Raw genomic sequence first — 14,293 nt, 5'->3', positions numbered from 1 at the left:
ATATGATTATAACATTCTGCCTGGATAAGGAGAGGGCGTTATCGAGCAGGATGCTAATAATAGATCCCTGCATTCGAATAGTGTTTAATCCGCTATTAATAAAGTCATCGGATAATGACGTGGAATTATGATGATCAAGATTTGCCTGTGGTTGGCTTTATCCCTGTGCTCAGGGAGTGGGGTGATCATTTATGCCCTACAACAGCAATATGAAGAGCAATCAGTCACCTATCGAATTTTATATCGTGAGGTTACGGTTAAATTATCTCAGCTTGAGACGATACTGTCATTGTTGTCGGTCACCAGCGATCCCGCAGTTATTCAACAAAAATTCCCGCAGATCCTTGCCTGGAAGCCGCAGCCTGAAACGGCGGCGATCTCCACTCTGCTGCCTGCAGGCAAGGGGACTTATTGGTTGGGAGACGCGCATTTTGCGTTACTGATCGATCTAAACGTGCTGTTGGCGGATATTCCTCAGAACCATTCTTTTCAGCATATTAGTTTAAATTTGGCGGGCAAGCCGCTGTTCGAATTGGCCAGCGGCGGCAAACCTGCTTATTGGCAATGGGATAAAGAGATCAACAGTGCTTCGCAGCCTTTTGAATTATCTGCCAGTAACCATCCTGACTGGGGACGCCTGCCTTGGCTGCTGCTGTTGCTGATATCGTTTTTTTGGGCTGGAGTCGTCTATTTTATCAGCCTGTATCGTATTCAAAAACGCCAGCGCAAAATTGCAGTTTTGCGTGAACACTTCTCAGAATTGACGCGGCTTAATGCTATGGGGGAAATCACCGCCGGTATTGTTCATGAGCTGAACCAACCGCTGACCGCCGTGTTGAGTTATAACCAGGCCGCCCTGCGCCTGATTGGCCAACAGCAGACAGTTAAAGCTGCACCGCTGCTTGACGCTGCGGTAATACAAATCAAGCGTATCAGCACGTTGCTGCTGCAATTCCGGCAGAAACTGGCCGATGATCGGGTGGTTTATCAGCAGGTCGATTTGTCTCAGGTCTGGTTGCGTGTCACTACGCTGCTGGGCGATGAGATAGAGCAGGGGAAGGTTACTATCATTAATCGGATGCCAGCAACGTTACCTGGCCTGTGGGCCGAACCGTTGTGGATTGAACAAATCTTCCATAATATTTTGTCCAATGCCATTCAGGCCCAGCAGCATAAGCAAGCGGGGCTCTCCTGGGTAGCGATAGATGCCCAATTTTCTGAGCAAGCTATTCAACTGAAGATTACCGATGGTGGCCCTGGGCTATCAGAACAGGCATTACAACAGGTCTTCATTCCCTTTTTCACCACCCGCCAGGCGGGATTGGGGTTGGGAATGGCACTAACAGAAACTTTAGTTCAACGCCTAAACGGCAATATTACCGTGGAAAATATTGCTGGGCAGGGGGCATGTTTCACCCTGCGTTTCCCTTTTAATACTCAGGAGGAGTGATGGAGCAGAATATTTATCTGATCGACGACGATCAGGCCATCCGCTGTTCGCTCAGCGCATTACTGGCAACCATGGGCTGGCAAACGTTAGCTTACGCAAATATTCTGGAATTTCAGCAGAGGGTGGTTGAGCCACAGACATTGTCGGGTTGTCTTTTACTGGATATCCGTATGCCGGGGAAGAGTGGATTAACTTTGTTGGAGGAGTGGCAACAGCAGGGACTGGAGATACCCGTTATCATCATGACCGGCCACGGGAATATCGATTTATGCCGCCGAGCCTTCAAAAATGGGGCTTTTGAATTCCTGACCAAGCCAGTTGATGCCGATCTGTTGATTGAAACGGTTGGCGGAGCGTTGGAGCATCAGCGCGTGTTGCAGCAACGGCAACAGCAAATTGTTGAATTGAATGAAAAACTGCATACGTTGTCGACGCGTGAGCAGCAAGTTGCCCGGCTGATTATGGATGGGAAATCCAGTAAGGAAATTGCCAACGATTTGGCACTTTCGCCGCGGACGGTAGAGGCCCATCGCGCCAGCATATTTGCGAAATTAGCCATTAACTCCTCGCTGAAGCTAATGAAAGTCTATGGTGGAATATTTTCTACCGAAAGCGTTAAGTAAAAATACCTAGGGCGCTAGGTAATCAACCGAATTGTTCCACCGCGCTGTGCTGGTTATTTTAGCTGAGGCTTTATTGCTCATCATAAATACCCTTTTCAAGCGAGGAACGCATGAATATTAAACCTCTTTTACTGGCGATTTCTATGGTCGCTATTGCCAGTAATGTTTTGGCCGATGACTCTTTGCCTGGATATTACGGGGCGATAAAATTATTGCATGCCAGGCAATCTGCCGAGGATATGGATACCAGTAGCCGTCCTGGTGTTGGTCAATTCGTCAGTGGTGATGAAAAACATAATTTCTATAATGGCGCCATCGCGGCGGGCTATCAATTTGGCAATGGCTGGCGTAGCGAAGGGGAATATGTATTCAAAAAGAAAAGCGAATACACCAGTGGTTCAACCACTTTTGCCAGCAGCTACAATCACCATAAAGTCGAAGCTCAACGCCTGATGCTCAATGTTTATCGAGACTACGCGTTAGGCTATGACTTCTCGCTGTATGGCACAATTGGCCTGGGTATCGCCAAAGTGAAGTCTGACGGCTGGCAGGGTAATACCTCACGCCAGTATGCGGCAAGCACACAAAACAACCTGGCTTACTCAGTGGGGGCCGGGATCAGCTATGCGGCCATGGAACGGCTCAGCCTGGATTTAGGCTATCGTTATGTCGACATGGGCAAAATTGAAAGTGGTTATAATAACTTCACCAATGCTCGCGGGTTGAAAGATGAGCAAATGAAGGCCCGCCTGGTATCAAGCGAGTTCACTTTAGGCGCTCGTTACCTGTTCTGATTTTAATTATGGGCAGCGAATGGTGATCCATTGCTGCCACGGCCAGCACTGTAACTTTTACACTGTGGGCGTACAGCCCAGTACGCTCGCGGTTTGCGCAGTTGTTGCGCCGACAGAATTTGTCACAAATAGGTACTAACAATCACAGTGCCAATTCAATAGCCCTCACTTATAATCCTACTCAGTCAATTCCTATCTTCCCCAGTGACAGAGTAATGCTTGTGAAAATCCGTGTTTTGGTTCTAACCCTGCTTGCTTTGCAGGCGGGTGCTGGCCTGGTGCCACGTGCGCTGGCCAGTGAGAATACTACCGCGCTGCACGCCACCCAGCCGGAACTGGCATCTGGCAGTGCCATGGTGTTGGATATGCAAACTCATAATGTGATTTATGCACGCAACCCGGATGAAGTGGTGCCAATCGCCTCGATCACCAAGCTGATGACGGCAATGGTGACGCTGGATGCGCATTTGCCGCTGGACGAAATGCTGTCGGTAGATATCAGCCAGACGCCCGAAATGAAAGGGGTGTACTCCCGAGTACGTCTGAACAGTGAAATAAGCCGTAAGGATATGCTGCTGTTGGCGCTGATGTCCTCGGAAAACCGCGCTGCCGCCAGCCTGGCCCACCATTATCCCGGGGTTATAACGCCTTTATCAAGGCGATGAATGCCAAGGCTAAAGCGCTTGGCATGACCAGCACGCATTATGTGGAGCCGACCGGGTTATCGATTCATAACGTGTCCACTGCGCGTGACCTCACCAAGCTGATGCTGGCGACCAAGCAATACCCGCTGATTGGCCAATTGAGTACGACCACCGAGCGGATGGCGACCTTTAAGGATCCGAACTATACCCTGCCGTTTCGCAATACCAACCACTTGGTCTATAACCAGAAATGGAATATCCAGCTGACCAAAACCGGTTTTACCAATCAGGCAGGGCATTGCCTGGCGATGCGTACCATGATTGGCAATCGTTCAGTATCGCTGGTGGTGTTGGACGCCTTCGGGAAATATACCCACTTCGCCGATGCCAGCCGTCTGCGTACCTGGATTGAAACCGGGAAAGTGACGCCAATCCCGGCGGCAGCGCGCGATTATCGCCGCCAGAAAGATGCCAGTCTGGCGAAGAACGAGACGAATTAACGCTATGACATCCTGCCGTAGCTGGCGGCAGGTTACTATTCCCTTTCGGGTTTCTTATCACCAATCCACGCTCGCGATCGCCGTTAAAACCGACGCGTAAATACCCTGGATGCGCTTCGGCGCGTTGTTGGCCAGAACGTAATACGACCTGATAGCAATCTGCCTGTCAGGCCAGTTGCCGCGTGAATTGCATCATCGATCTTCCGACCCCTTGACCGCGATACATGTTCAGTAACGCCAAACGGCTGGGCACCATGTGCCAGGCCAGGCTCTATCGCCAACCTACGGGGCTACCGGGCGGTGGGCGGGTTGGCGTCACTGGTGCCGCGTCTGTTGGGCTTGCCCACAGGTCAAGGGGGCATCGTCTGGGCGTCGCTGTGGGTACAACGCCTGAATGCCGACCCGATCGGAACATTGAGCCAGCCTGAAAATCATCTCGTTTGCCATGTTTCCCTCGGTCGAATCGCCAATTTATTGCAATATAGCGCTAATATAAGAGACATATTCACTAATCCGCTATGGCTCTACCCGTCGCCTTTCAAGCTGCAGCGCTGTTACCTGCGCTGGCTGCGACATGAAATCCATAGGGTATAAACCGGTATGGTTTTTTGATAAGGAAAACGCATTTTGGCAGGAAGTAGCTTATTAACCCTGATCGACGACATTGCATCTTTACTGGATGATGTTTCGCTGATGACGAAGATGGCGGCGAAAAAACCGCTGGAGTATTGGGCGACGATTTAGCGCTTAATGCGCAGCAGGTTAGTGGTGTCAAGGCCGATCGAGAATTGCCGGTAGTGTGGAAGGTGGCCAAGGGGTCATTTATCAATAAGGCGATCCTGGTGCCGCTGGCACTGCTGATCAGCGCTTTCGCTCCCTGGGCGATTACGCCGTTGTTGATGGTCGGCGGGGCTTACCTCTGTTACGAGGGCTTTGAAAAGGTTTACCACAGCCTGATGCATCGCAAAAGTGCGGGGAAAAAGAGAAAACGGAGCTGGATACCAGCGAGGACGCCAGCGCCTATGAACAGCGCAAAATCAAAGGGGCGATCCGTACCGATTTTGTGCTCTCTGCCGAAATTATTGCCATCACGCTGGGCACCGTCGCGGCTGCCACCTTTAGCCAACAGGTGATAGTGCTGTGCGGTATTGCCATTGTGATGACGGTGGGGGTATATGGCATTGTGGCAGGTATCGTCAAGCTGGATGACCTCGGGTTCTACCTGAGCCGTAAAAGCAGCGCGATTGCGCAATCGATAGGGTGTGGAATTGTCAGGGCTGCGCCTTACCTGATGAAAACGCTGTCGGTGGTAGGGACCTTGGCCATGTTTATGGTTGGGGGCGGTATTTTGACTCACGGTTTGCCTGCGGTACATCATCTGTTTACTGACTGGGCGTTGGTTACCACGGCGGTACCTACCTTCGGTGAGATCCTCAGCGGTATCCTGCCAACGGTGCTGAATGCCCTGTTTGGTCTGGTAGCCGGTGGCGTAGTGATGCTGGTGGTCTCTGGGCTGATGGCGGTGCGTTCACGCTACAAGGCATAACCAAAAGGCCCCGTTGGGCCTTTTTTAGCATTCGGTATGAAGCTCAGGTGCGCGGGATTACCTGGAAGCGTTGGAAAACGTCTCGAAAATAATCTGAGGTCTTACATCACGACAGATCAATCGGAGTGATTGTGCCAGGCACTGAGCGCGCCCAGCACCGGGTTGTTAGAAGATCAGTTTGAAGACACCAGTAATGGTGAGCAAGCCAACAAAAAAGATAATCGCAATAATCCACAGAAAAATTTTCATCCGTCTCTCCCGACTGTTTAAGTGAGTGCGTGAACACCGGCTGAAATCGCTAAGCCAATGAAATCCCTACTTCACTATAGATGAAAATCCGTGGATTGCCTGGACCCCTCCGAATCAACCCTGCATCCGCTGCGTGATACCTTGGCGCAGATAGCCCAGCAGCGCTGGTGTGTGCCAGGTGCCTTCGGTCATTGCCGGAGTGATGCCTGTTTGCTCGCTTCAAGAGCATTTAGCTTCTCCCCTGGTGCGAGCAGAGATACTACAGCCTGACGTTACGTGAGGGTCAAGATGACAGGATTATTTTTATGGGGATTGCAGGCCTCCGTGAATAGAAGCCTGCGGGATAACGAGCCGGTTACCAGCCTTTGACTGCTCCGCCGTTGAAGATTTTCTCTGCCGCTTTGGCAACTTCATCAGACTCATAGGCTTTAACGAAGTTCTGCACGTTCTGCGCATCTTTATTATCTTCGCGAGCCACTACGATATTGGTATACGGCGAATCCTTATCTTCGATAAAGATGCCATCTTTGGTGGGGGTCAGGCCAATCTGGTTGATATAGGTGGTGCTGATCACCGCTATCGCTACTTTGGGATCGTCCAGGATGTGTGGCAGTTGCGCGCCTTCCAGTTCCATAATCTGATAGTTGTGCGGGTTGGCACTGATATCCAGTGACGTTGGCAGCAGGCCTTTACCCTGTTTGAGATCGATCAGCCCGACTTTTTCAACAGCAGCAGCGCACGGCCCAGGTTGGTGGGATCGTTGGGGATGGCTATCACCGCGCCATCTTGCAACTCTTGCAGCGATTTGATTTTTTCGAATACCCGGCCATCGGGAAGACAAAGGTATTGCCTACCGCCACCAGTTTGTAGCCGTGATCTCTGTTTTGTTGTTCCAGGAAAGGGCGGTGCTGGAACACATTGGCGTCCAGATCGCCTTTGTCGGTGGCATCATTGGGTAGCAGCGATCCGCTAAAGCCGATCAGTTCAACGTCCAGGCCATACTTTTCTTTGGCGACCTGTTTGGCCACTTCCGCCACGTCCTGCTCGGCGCCATTAATAACGCCTACCTTGATATGATTCTGATCGGTTTTTTGATCGCACCCTTGCAGCAACAGCGTTGCCGACAGTGCCGCGGCCAGAGCCGTGCAACGCCAGAGTAATGCCATAACTCACTCCCTGAAAAAACAATAAGATTGGTTGGTTTTATGCCAACAGCTAACCCTATGGCGGTAACCAAGTCAAATACCTGCTAAGCACAAATCCGTATAGCTAATAACGCCGCAATCATTGCGGCCGCAGCACCACAATGCCTGGCGTATTGGCGACATAACTGGCAAAGGGGGAATCCACCACCTGCATATTTTCCTGGCGCGAAGAAGCATTGCGCAGTACCGGCCCTGCCGGGGTCATGATAAAGAAGCCGGTGTGTGTGACATCCAACCCGGGCAGCTTGGTGTAGATCCCGATATAGTCACCGGTCTGCAACTGGTTAATCACCTGGTCATTGATAAATTCGCTGGGAATATAGGTGACGCTGCGATCTACCACCGGGATACCGGGCAGATAAACATCGCCGTCGGCTTTGCGGTTAAGATGCTTATCGACGGTAACGGCATGTGGGCTGAGGCCAGCGGTAATATCATCGGCAAGTACGTGCTGGGTTTGCGCCCAATCGGTGAAGAAATGTTTGCGATGCGCGAAGGTGACATCCCCTCTGACATAGCGCGTCTGGATGACGTTTTCGACAAATTCTCTTTCGCTGGTCGCGGTTCTCAGAGCCTCTACGTAATCGAGATAGGTAAAGCAATCCAACCCACGAAAATCAATGACCAGTTGCTCTGGTGTAGTGGCTGAGCCGATGAGCCGGTTGGCGACATAAGGAGTGCCAAGGAAGGCTTCTGACAGCATGTCGATAGTTTGGTTTTTATCGATTTCGGGTACTGCTGCATGCAGAGCCAACAGGGCCTGCAGTTTGTTAACTGTGTAATCGTCCATTGTTACCGCCATAGTCTGATGTGCAGCCGCTTGCGGCTTTGATTCTACCGGCATCTTGGCCGGTTGTTTACTGCTGCAGCCCATGATTGCCGGGATCAAAATCATCAGGGTAAACCAACGCATCCCTTTATCCGCCTTTGCCAAGTCATTATTGGTTGATTCGGCCAGTATGGGGCGCGAAAAGTAAACTTAGCCTAAATATCAGGTTGTTAATCAATATCCGACCTGATTGTTGAATGGCAGGTACCAGAACAGGGCAATCTCATGATCGGCAATGTCCGGTTGGCCACGATAAAGCAGATGATCTATCCCGCCCAGGGTAAAACCATAACGCTGATAACAGAAGCAGGCATTGAGATTGTTGTTTTGTGTTTCCAGCATCAGCCCGGCGGTGTTCTGCTCCCGTGCCCACTGGAGCGCAGTATCCAATAGCGCGGTTGCTATACCTTTTCGGCGCGCATGCTGGCTTACGGCAATTTCCTCGATCAGCGTGTAGTCGTTCCAGTTCTTACTGAGCGTGATATGGCCCACGGCTTCCCCGTCGTAGCGCGCCAGAAAGGTTTCCCCTTCGTCATTGAGGAAGGGGGCCAGCGGGTAGATTTTGCGAAAAGGAGCCACCGGCAGGGTAGGCCACTGTTCTACGGGGGTTGAGAAAACGGGCTGAGCATAGCAGGCGACAGAAAAGGTAAAATCCCCGTATTCCAGATAGCCATGAGGTAAGCGGGTGATGGATTCGATGTCGATCGCCTGTTTCATTTATTCCAGCTCCCTGAGTAATTTGGCCGGGTTGCCTGCATAGATACCTTTGCGGGTAATGCTTTTACTGACCACCGCTCCAGCACCAATCACCACGTCATCGCAGATGTCCACGGCCAGAATGGTGGCACCGGAGCCAACAGACACCCGGTTGCCGAGGCGCGTATGCCCCCAGCTTGCCGGGTCGGCATTGGGGGTGCCGCCTTTAAACAGATCGTTGGCAAACATCACGCCGTGGCCGATAAAGCAATCTTCACCCAACGTAACGTATTCGCAGATAAAACTGTGAGACTGGATCTTGCTGCGCGCGCCGACGCTGACGTTTTTCTGGATCTCGACAAACGGCCCGACGAAGACATCATCACCGAGTTGGCATCCATACAGGTTGCAAGGCTCGATGATCATTACGTTCTGCCCGGCCTGCACATTATTAATCCCGCTTTGGCGGGTGCGGATTTTAGTTGTCATAATTTCCCTCCAACGTATTGATTATAGAGCAGAGTACCCCACAGCCCGTCGCTAGCGTACGATTTTTCCGCCAAAGACTATAATTGAACCAGGGAGAGAGCCCCGAAGTTGCAATCCTCACGCGGCTTTGAGCCGCCAGAGGCATGTGTTCCTTCGCCGAGTGCGCGCTATGGCGAAATTAAGGAGGTGTATCATGGTCAATCATGTTTGGGGATTGCTGGCGCACCCTAACACCGAGTTCAAACACATTAAAAGCGAGAACGAATCCGTCTCGCATCTCTATACCCACCACGTGTTGTTAATGGCGCTGATACCGGTTATCTGTGCGTTTATTGGCACCACTCAACTGGGTTGGCTCTCAGGCGAAGGGCATGCCATCCGCCTGAATATGTTTACTGCCTTCTATACCGCCATCGCGTTCTACCTGCTGATGCTGGCCGGTGTAGCGATCATGGGCAAAGTGATCCATTGGATGGCGCGGCGCTATGAATCCCGCCCAAGTCTGCACCGTTGCATGGTATTTGCCGGTTATGTCGCCACCCCGATGTTCCTCAGCGGTGTGGTAGCGCTGTATCCGGTGGTCTGGCTGTGTCTGTTTGTCGGGATTATTGGCCTGATTTATTCGGGTTATCTGCTGTATGTCGGTATTCCGCATTTCCTGAATATCGATCGTAAGGAAGGGTTTATTTTCTCCAGTTCGACGTTAGCCATCGGCATCCTGTTGCTTGAGTTCCTGCTTGGGCTGACAGTGGTGTTGTGGGGGTATGGTTCCTGGTTCTTCTGAAGTTTATGCTGTTGTTGTCGCCCCTCAGGCCATTGCGGTCTGAGGGGCTTTTCTTTATGTAAGCCGTCTATGCCGGCCTGGATCTACCGCTCCCTCCGGCTTATCAGCTATTACTGACCACCACCAGTTTCTGATTCACAAACTCCTTGATCCCCAGATCTGACAGTTCGCGGCCAAAACCGGAGCGTTTCACACCGCCGAAAGGTAATTCGGGTGCGGTATCGGTTAACGAGTTGATATACACCATGCCGGTTTCAATCCGGGAGGCCAGCTTTTTGGCACGCTCAATATCGGTGCTGAAAATAGCCCCACCCAGCCCGTAGTGGGAATCATTGGCCAGCTTGACGATCTCTTCATCATCTTTCACCACATAAATCTGCGCCACCGGGCCAAAGAACTCGGTGAAATAGGCTGGGTTGTCGCGGCTGATATGGGTGAGGATGGTTGGCTCAAAGAAGTTGCCGTCGTGCGGCAGCGCCTTGCCACCCAGATGCAATTTGGCACCGTTTTCCACCGCCTGATCAACCTGTTTGGTTAGCCCTTCGAGTGCCGATTTGGACGACAACGGGCCCAGCGTGGTGGCCTGATCCAGCGGATCGCCGATCTTCACCGCCCGGAAATGCTCGGTGAGTTTCTGCAGGAACTCTTTCGCTACTTTTTCCTGCACGATAAAACGCTTGGCGGCGGTACATACCTGCCCGGCATTGTTCAGCCGCGCTTGCGCGCCTACCTTGGCCGCTTTATCAAGATTACTGTCATCAAGCACCACGAAAACGTCATTGCCGCCAAGTTCCAGCGTGGCCTTTTTCAGTTTCTTCGCCGCCTGGGCTGCCACAATGCTGCCCGCTTTTTCCGAGCCGGTCAGCGCCACGCCCTGCACGCGGTCGTCCGCAATAAGAGTGGCGACCTGTTCCTGGGAAATATACAGATTGGTATAGGCCCCTTTGGGAGCTCCGGCCTCATGAACCAGCTTTTCGAATGCTTCTGCGCAATGTGGCACTATGCTGGCATGTTTGACCAATACCGGGTTGCCCGCGGCCAGGTTGGGGGCCAGTACGCGCATCAGTTGGTAAAACGGGAAGTTCCAAGGCTCGACCGCCATCAACACGCCAATCGGGTGATGTTCTACCCAAGCCTCACCCAGGCCGGATTCATAGCGCACCGGAGCCAGGAATTTCTGCGCGTTATTGGCGTAATAGCGGGCAATCTGTGCGCACAGTTTGACTTCGCCACGGCTTTGATCGATAAGTTTCCCCATCTCGACGCTGGCGATTTTAGCCAGTTCATCCACCCGGCTTTCCATCAGATCGGCCAGCTTATGCAGCACCGGCAACCGTTGGTTGATTTCGCCTTTGCTCCAGTTGGATTGATACAAATCATCGGCCTGTGCCAGCGCCTGTTGTACCTGTTCGTCGCTATGCGGAATGTATTCTTTAATCAATTGATTATTAAAAGGGTTTACTGTCTGGTATGGCATGCAATGCTCCTTTCGTCGCTCATGTTGACGCCTGACTGACGCCTTATCAGAACATTAAGTCTAGACGATAGGGGTAGCGATTAGGGGCATAAAGAGTGATAACGCGCCCAAGCTCCGTCTAGCGGAGGCTAAGGCGCATGCCTGAAATGTTACTGGGTATTGCTGTGCCAATATTTCTTTTTACTGGTTTTACCGATGCCCGGGTTAAAACTGTTAGTGGGATCGGCCTCCTGGTAGAACGCCTGTAAATCGGGTTTGGCATGATAGAGGTGGCCGACATTGTGCTCGGCAGGATACTCGGCACCGCGCTGATCAAGGATCGCCAGCATCTGCTCTTTCAGCGCATGGCTATCAGCGCCTTTCTTCACCACATAATCTTGGTGGAACACATGGCACATAAAGTGGCCGTAATACAATTTATGCACCAACTGGCTGTCGATCTCAGGCGGCAGGGTTTCGAACCATTCGGTGTCGTTGCGGCGTAGCGCGATATCCAGCGCCAGAATATCCTCGACCCGATCGCTATGCACCGCGTGGTAGCGCACGGCAGCGCCTGCTGCGGCAAAGCGATGCAGAAACGCTTTTTTCCCTTCTTCCGGGGTGCAGGCAAAGAAATCCCCATTGGCCTGGGCAAAATAGCGTTGCAAATACTGCCGGGCTTCTTCGACACCCGTGCCGGCCATTTTCAACAATAGGTGATGCTCAAAGCGCTGGCGATACTCTTTCATGCGTGCAGGCAGATGGTTGGGGACCAGTTTGCCGAGCTTTTGCATCAGGCGGTCGGTGAAGTTATGCGGCAGTAACGGCAGTTTGTTCAGCGTGGCATCTACCCGGCCTTTAAGGGTGAAAATGCGCGGCATCTGATCGGTGCCGAGCTTGTCGATCATCATAAAGGTGTCTTTGCCATAGGCTTCGGCGATATCAAAAATATCGCGATGCATATATTCCCCAGCGACCGGCAGGTTCTCAAACTGGCTGAGCATATGGCGGCGCAGTTCGGTGAGGACCGCCGTATCATTGGTGCCGATATAAAACACCTGTTCCTGGCTTTCTTTGGCAAAGGTATCCAGGCGCACGGCAAACACCGCCAGTTTACCGGCGCAGCCAGAGGCTTCGAACAGGCGGCGCTTATCGGCGTTATAGCGGGAAGGGGTATCGGCGTCGACATCTCGTACCCGGCTGGCGTATTCGTTATCAGAGGCGCGCAACTCGCCGTGTTCCACATCTTCTGGCCGGTAATCGCCTTGTTCCAGCCGGGTGAGGATTTCTTCTGGCGTATCACCGAGCTTAATCCCCAGGTGATTTACCAGTTGCAGTTGACCATCGGCACCCAACCTGGCGTAAAGCGCCATTTCGGTATACGCCGGGCCGCGTTTGACCAGTGAACCACCGGAATTGTTACACACGCCGCCAATAACCGAGGCACCGATGCAGGAAGAACCGATAACCGAATGCGGCTCACGGCCATAAGGTTTCAGCAACCTTTCGAGCTTGTTGAGCGTACTGCCAGGGAAGCCGACCACCTGCTTGCCGTTGTCCAGCACCTGAATATGATCGAGCCGTAAAGTACTGACAATCACGATCTCGCGGTCATAATCCTGGCCGCTGGGGGTTGAGCCTTCGGTCAGGCCAGTGTTGGCTGCCTGCATAATCACGATTTTATCGGCGGCGACGCAGGCTTGCAGGATTTGCCACAGTTGCAGCAGGCGGCTCGGGAACACCACGGCCAATGCTTTGCCGCTGCCAGAGCGGAAACCCTTGCGGTAACGTTCGGTGCTGCGCTCATCGGTCAGCACGTGCGGGCTACCGACGATATCCTTGAGCTGATGGATAAATGCCTGATTGGTTGACTGCATCATACTTTCTCCCTATTTCCCCGCTGTTTTTCTAGCTGCAACCTGAAAACCAGGGAGGAATCGATTAATAGTGCTCTTTATAACCTGCCTGGCGCTCTTCTTCACGCAGTGTCAGAATCTCCACTCCGTCGGCGGTCACTGCCACGGTGTGCTCCCATTGGGCAGACAGTTTTTTGTCGCGGGTGACCACTGTCCAGCCATCTTTCTTCTGCTTGATACGATGATCGCCCTGGTTAATCATGGGTTCGATGGTGAACACCATGCCTTCTTGCAGCACCGTACCGGTGCCAGGCTGCCCGAAGTGCAATACTGCCGGGCCTTCATGCATTTCTCGGCCAATGCCATGGCCGCAATATTCCCGTACCACGCTGTAGCCTGCCTGTTCGGCATGGTGCTGGATCGCATGGCCGATATCCCCTAGCGTCGCCCCCGGTTTTACTGCGCGAATGCCTTCCCACATCGATTCATAAACGTTGTTCACCAACCGCTTGGCAACCGGTGTTATCTGGCCGATGCAGTACATCTTGCTGGAGTCAGCAATAAAACCGTCATTTTCCAGCGTGATGTCCACGTTGACTATCATGCCTGAACGCAGGATTTTACTGGCTGAAGGCATGCCATGGCAGATAACGTCGTCGATCGAGGTATTCAGCACATAAGGGAAGTCATATTGGCCTTTGCTGGCAGGGCGTGATTTTAGTTGTTCAACGATAAAGGCTTCGGTGAGGTCATTGATCTCCATGGTGGAGATCCCTTCGCGAATGGCCCCATCAAGCATAGCAAACACTTTGGCCAGCAGTGCACCGGAGTGGCGCATTTTGGCTATCTCTTCCGGTGTTTTGATCACAATGTCTTTCACCCAACAATCTCCTTTAACGTCAATGCGTTATCTTTCATCATTTTCTTTATCAATTGCGGATAAGTCAGTTCAGGGTTGAGCTCTGCCAGCATCCCTACCTTGATCCAGTGTTCCGCCTGCGCGTTGATAGAACGCGTCATGGTCAGGCTGGCCAGCCGGAGATCGTCATGTAATGCATCCGAAATTTTTACGATTCCCATCACATACCTCATAAGCGGGTTATATACGGAATATATACGTTTTGGATGCTATCAGTTTGGCATTCTGTGGCGTGGACACTTTCGGCAGCCTG

12 protein-coding genes and 3 pseudogenes are annotated in these 14,293 nt (G+C 52.2%); 6 read left to right on the top strand and 9 right to left on the bottom strand.

All coding sequences use genetic code 11. The features are described 5' to 3' along the window. Positions 1-127 precede the first annotated feature (127 nt). The 4 genes and pseudogenes from ACQ86O_RS24160 (at position 128) to pbpG (ending at position 4,011) form a co-directional block, all read left to right on the top strand. Positions 128-1,450, top strand: a complete 1,323-nt coding sequence (locus ACQ86O_RS24160; RefSeq protein WP_431223189.1) for a sensor histidine kinase — start codon at positions 128-130, stop codon at positions 1,448-1,450. After that, entirely contained in the window at positions 1,450-2,073 is a 624-nt protein-coding gene (locus tag ACQ86O_RS24155) for a response regulator transcription factor (RefSeq protein WP_431223188.1), read from the top strand. Before ACQ86O_RS24160 ends, ACQ86O_RS24155 begins: the two co-directional genes overlap by 1 nt. Positions 2,074-2,183: 110 nt before the next feature. After that, positions 2,184-2,867 carry an outer membrane protein gene (locus ACQ86O_RS24150; RefSeq protein WP_431223187.1) on the top strand — a complete coding sequence of 228 codons (684 nt, stop codon included), beginning with the start codon at positions 2,184-2,186 and terminating at the stop codon, positions 2,865-2,867. Between the two features lie 215 nt (positions 2,868-3,082). Further along, positions 3,083-4,011: pseudogene (pbpG, locus tag ACQ86O_RS24145) on the top strand (D-alanyl-D-alanine endopeptidase). Between the two features lie 315 nt (positions 4,012-4,326). Here the strand turns inward: pbpG and ACQ86O_RS24140 are convergent. Continuing rightward, positions 4,327-4,458, bottom strand: coding sequence for a hypothetical protein (locus tag ACQ86O_RS24140; protein WP_431223186.1), 132 nt, complete (start codon positions 4,456-4,458; stop codon positions 4,327-4,329). A 180-nt stretch (positions 4,459-4,638) separates the two neighbouring features. On the opposite strand from ACQ86O_RS24140, the pseudogene ACQ86O_RS24135 reads away from it, so the two are divergent. After that, positions 4,639-5,557 (top strand): annotated as a pseudogene (locus ACQ86O_RS24135) (DUF808 domain-containing protein). Positions 5,558-6,161: 604 nt separating this feature from the next. Here ACQ86O_RS24135 and ACQ86O_RS24130 read toward each other — a convergent pair. The 4 genes and pseudogenes from ACQ86O_RS24130 to ACQ86O_RS24115 form a co-directional block, all read right to left on the bottom strand. Next, positions 6,162-6,972: pseudogene (locus tag ACQ86O_RS24130) on the bottom strand (MetQ/NlpA family lipoprotein). A 118-nt stretch (positions 6,973-7,090) separates the two neighbouring features. Beyond that, complete coding sequence (locus ACQ86O_RS24125) at positions 7,091-7,924, bottom strand: DUF1460 domain-containing protein (RefSeq protein WP_431223185.1); 834 nt, start codon at positions 7,922-7,924, stop codon at positions 7,091-7,093. A gap of 90 nt (positions 7,925-8,014) precedes the next feature. Continuing rightward, a complete protein-coding gene (locus ACQ86O_RS24120; RefSeq protein ID WP_431223184.1) occupies positions 8,015-8,557 on the bottom strand; it encodes a GNAT family N-acetyltransferase in 543 nt (180 codons plus the stop codon). Further along, positions 8,558-9,025, bottom strand: a complete 468-nt coding sequence (locus ACQ86O_RS24115) for an acyltransferase (protein ID WP_431223183.1) — start codon at positions 9,023-9,025, stop codon at positions 8,558-8,560. A 193-nt stretch (positions 9,026-9,218) separates the two neighbouring features. Here ACQ86O_RS24115 and ACQ86O_RS24110 point away from each other — a divergent pair, with 193 nt between their 5' ends. Beyond that, entirely contained in the window at positions 9,219-9,809 is a 591-nt protein-coding gene (locus ACQ86O_RS24110) for a Yip1 family protein (RefSeq protein WP_431223182.1), read from the top strand. Between the two features lie 103 nt (positions 9,810-9,912). On the opposite strand, the gene ACQ86O_RS24105 is transcribed toward ACQ86O_RS24110, so the two are convergent. The 4 genes from ACQ86O_RS24105 to ACQ86O_RS24090 all read right to left on the bottom strand — a co-directional run bounded on the left by ACQ86O_RS24105 (position 9,913) and on the right by ACQ86O_RS24090 (position 14,201). Beyond that, positions 9,913-11,286 (bottom strand): NAD-dependent succinate-semialdehyde dehydrogenase, encoded by a 1,374-nt coding sequence (locus ACQ86O_RS24105; protein ID WP_431223181.1) that lies wholly within the window; start codon positions 11,284-11,286, stop codon positions 9,913-9,915. Between the two features lie 149 nt (positions 11,287-11,435). Next, positions 11,436-13,142 carry a D-lactate dehydrogenase gene (dld, locus tag ACQ86O_RS24100; RefSeq protein WP_431225820.1) on the bottom strand — a complete coding sequence of 569 codons (1,707 nt, stop codon included), beginning with the start codon at positions 13,140-13,142 and terminating at the stop codon, positions 11,436-11,438. Positions 13,143-13,206: 64 nt separating this feature from the next. After that, positions 13,207-14,001 carry a type I methionyl aminopeptidase gene (gene map / locus ACQ86O_RS24095; RefSeq protein ID WP_431223180.1) on the bottom strand — a complete coding sequence of 265 codons (795 nt, stop codon included), beginning with the start codon at positions 13,999-14,001 and terminating at the stop codon, positions 13,207-13,209. Beyond that, positions 13,998-14,201 carry a ParD-like family protein gene (locus ACQ86O_RS24090; RefSeq protein ID WP_431223179.1) on the bottom strand — a complete coding sequence of 68 codons (204 nt, stop codon included), beginning with the start codon at positions 14,199-14,201 and terminating at the stop codon, positions 13,998-14,000. Before ACQ86O_RS24090 ends, map begins: the two co-directional genes overlap by 4 nt. Positions 14,202-14,293 lie beyond the last annotated feature (92 nt).

Origin of the sequence: Serratia sp. L9, assembly GCF_050632285.1 — a bacterium.
Classification (GTDB): Bacteria; Pseudomonadota; Gammaproteobacteria; order Enterobacterales; family Enterobacteriaceae; genus Chania.
Note: the sequence above shows the minus strand (reverse complement) of the source record. Positions and strands in the feature narration are given on the sequence as shown.

What these genes read in the sequence shown, in the direction of transcription:
- ACQ86O_RS24110 (WP_431223182.1), top strand. Translation starts at nt 9,219, where the DNA reads ATGGTCAATCATGTTTGGGGATTGCTGGCGCACCCTAACACCGAGTTC.
- ACQ86O_RS24090 (WP_431223179.1), bottom strand. Translation starts at nt 14,201, where the DNA reads ATGGGAATCGTAAAAATTTCGGATGCATTACATGACGATCTCCGGCTG.
- ACQ86O_RS24115 (WP_431223183.1), bottom strand. Translation starts at nt 9,025, where the DNA reads ATGACAACTAAAATCCGCACCCGCCAAAGCGGGATTAATAATGTGCAG.
- ACQ86O_RS24140 (WP_431223186.1), bottom strand. Translation starts at nt 4,458, where the DNA reads ATGGCAAACGAGATGATTTTCAGGCTGGCTCAATGTTCCGATCGGGTC.
- ACQ86O_RS24160 (WP_431223189.1), top strand. Translation starts at nt 128, where the DNA reads ATGATGATCAAGATTTGCCTGTGGTTGGCTTTATCCCTGTGCTCAGGG.
- ACQ86O_RS24105 (WP_431223181.1), bottom strand. Translation starts at nt 11,286, where the DNA reads ATGCCATACCAGACAGTAAACCCTTTTAATAATCAATTGATTAAAGAA.
- ACQ86O_RS24125 (WP_431223185.1), bottom strand. Translation starts at nt 7,924, where the DNA reads ATGCGTTGGTTTACCCTGATGATTTTGATCCCGGCAATCATGGGCTGC.
- dld (WP_431225820.1), bottom strand. Translation starts at nt 13,142, where the DNA reads ATGCAGTCAACCAATCAGGCATTTATCCATCAGCTCAAGGATATCGTC.
- ACQ86O_RS24120 (WP_431223184.1), bottom strand. Translation starts at nt 8,557, where the DNA reads ATGAAACAGGCGATCGACATCGAATCCATCACCCGCTTACCTCATGGC.
- ACQ86O_RS24155 (WP_431223188.1), top strand. Translation starts at nt 1,450, where the DNA reads ATGGAGCAGAATATTTATCTGATCGACGACGATCAGGCCATCCGCTGT.
- ACQ86O_RS24150 (WP_431223187.1), top strand. Translation starts at nt 2,184, where the DNA reads ATGAATATTAAACCTCTTTTACTGGCGATTTCTATGGTCGCTATTGCC.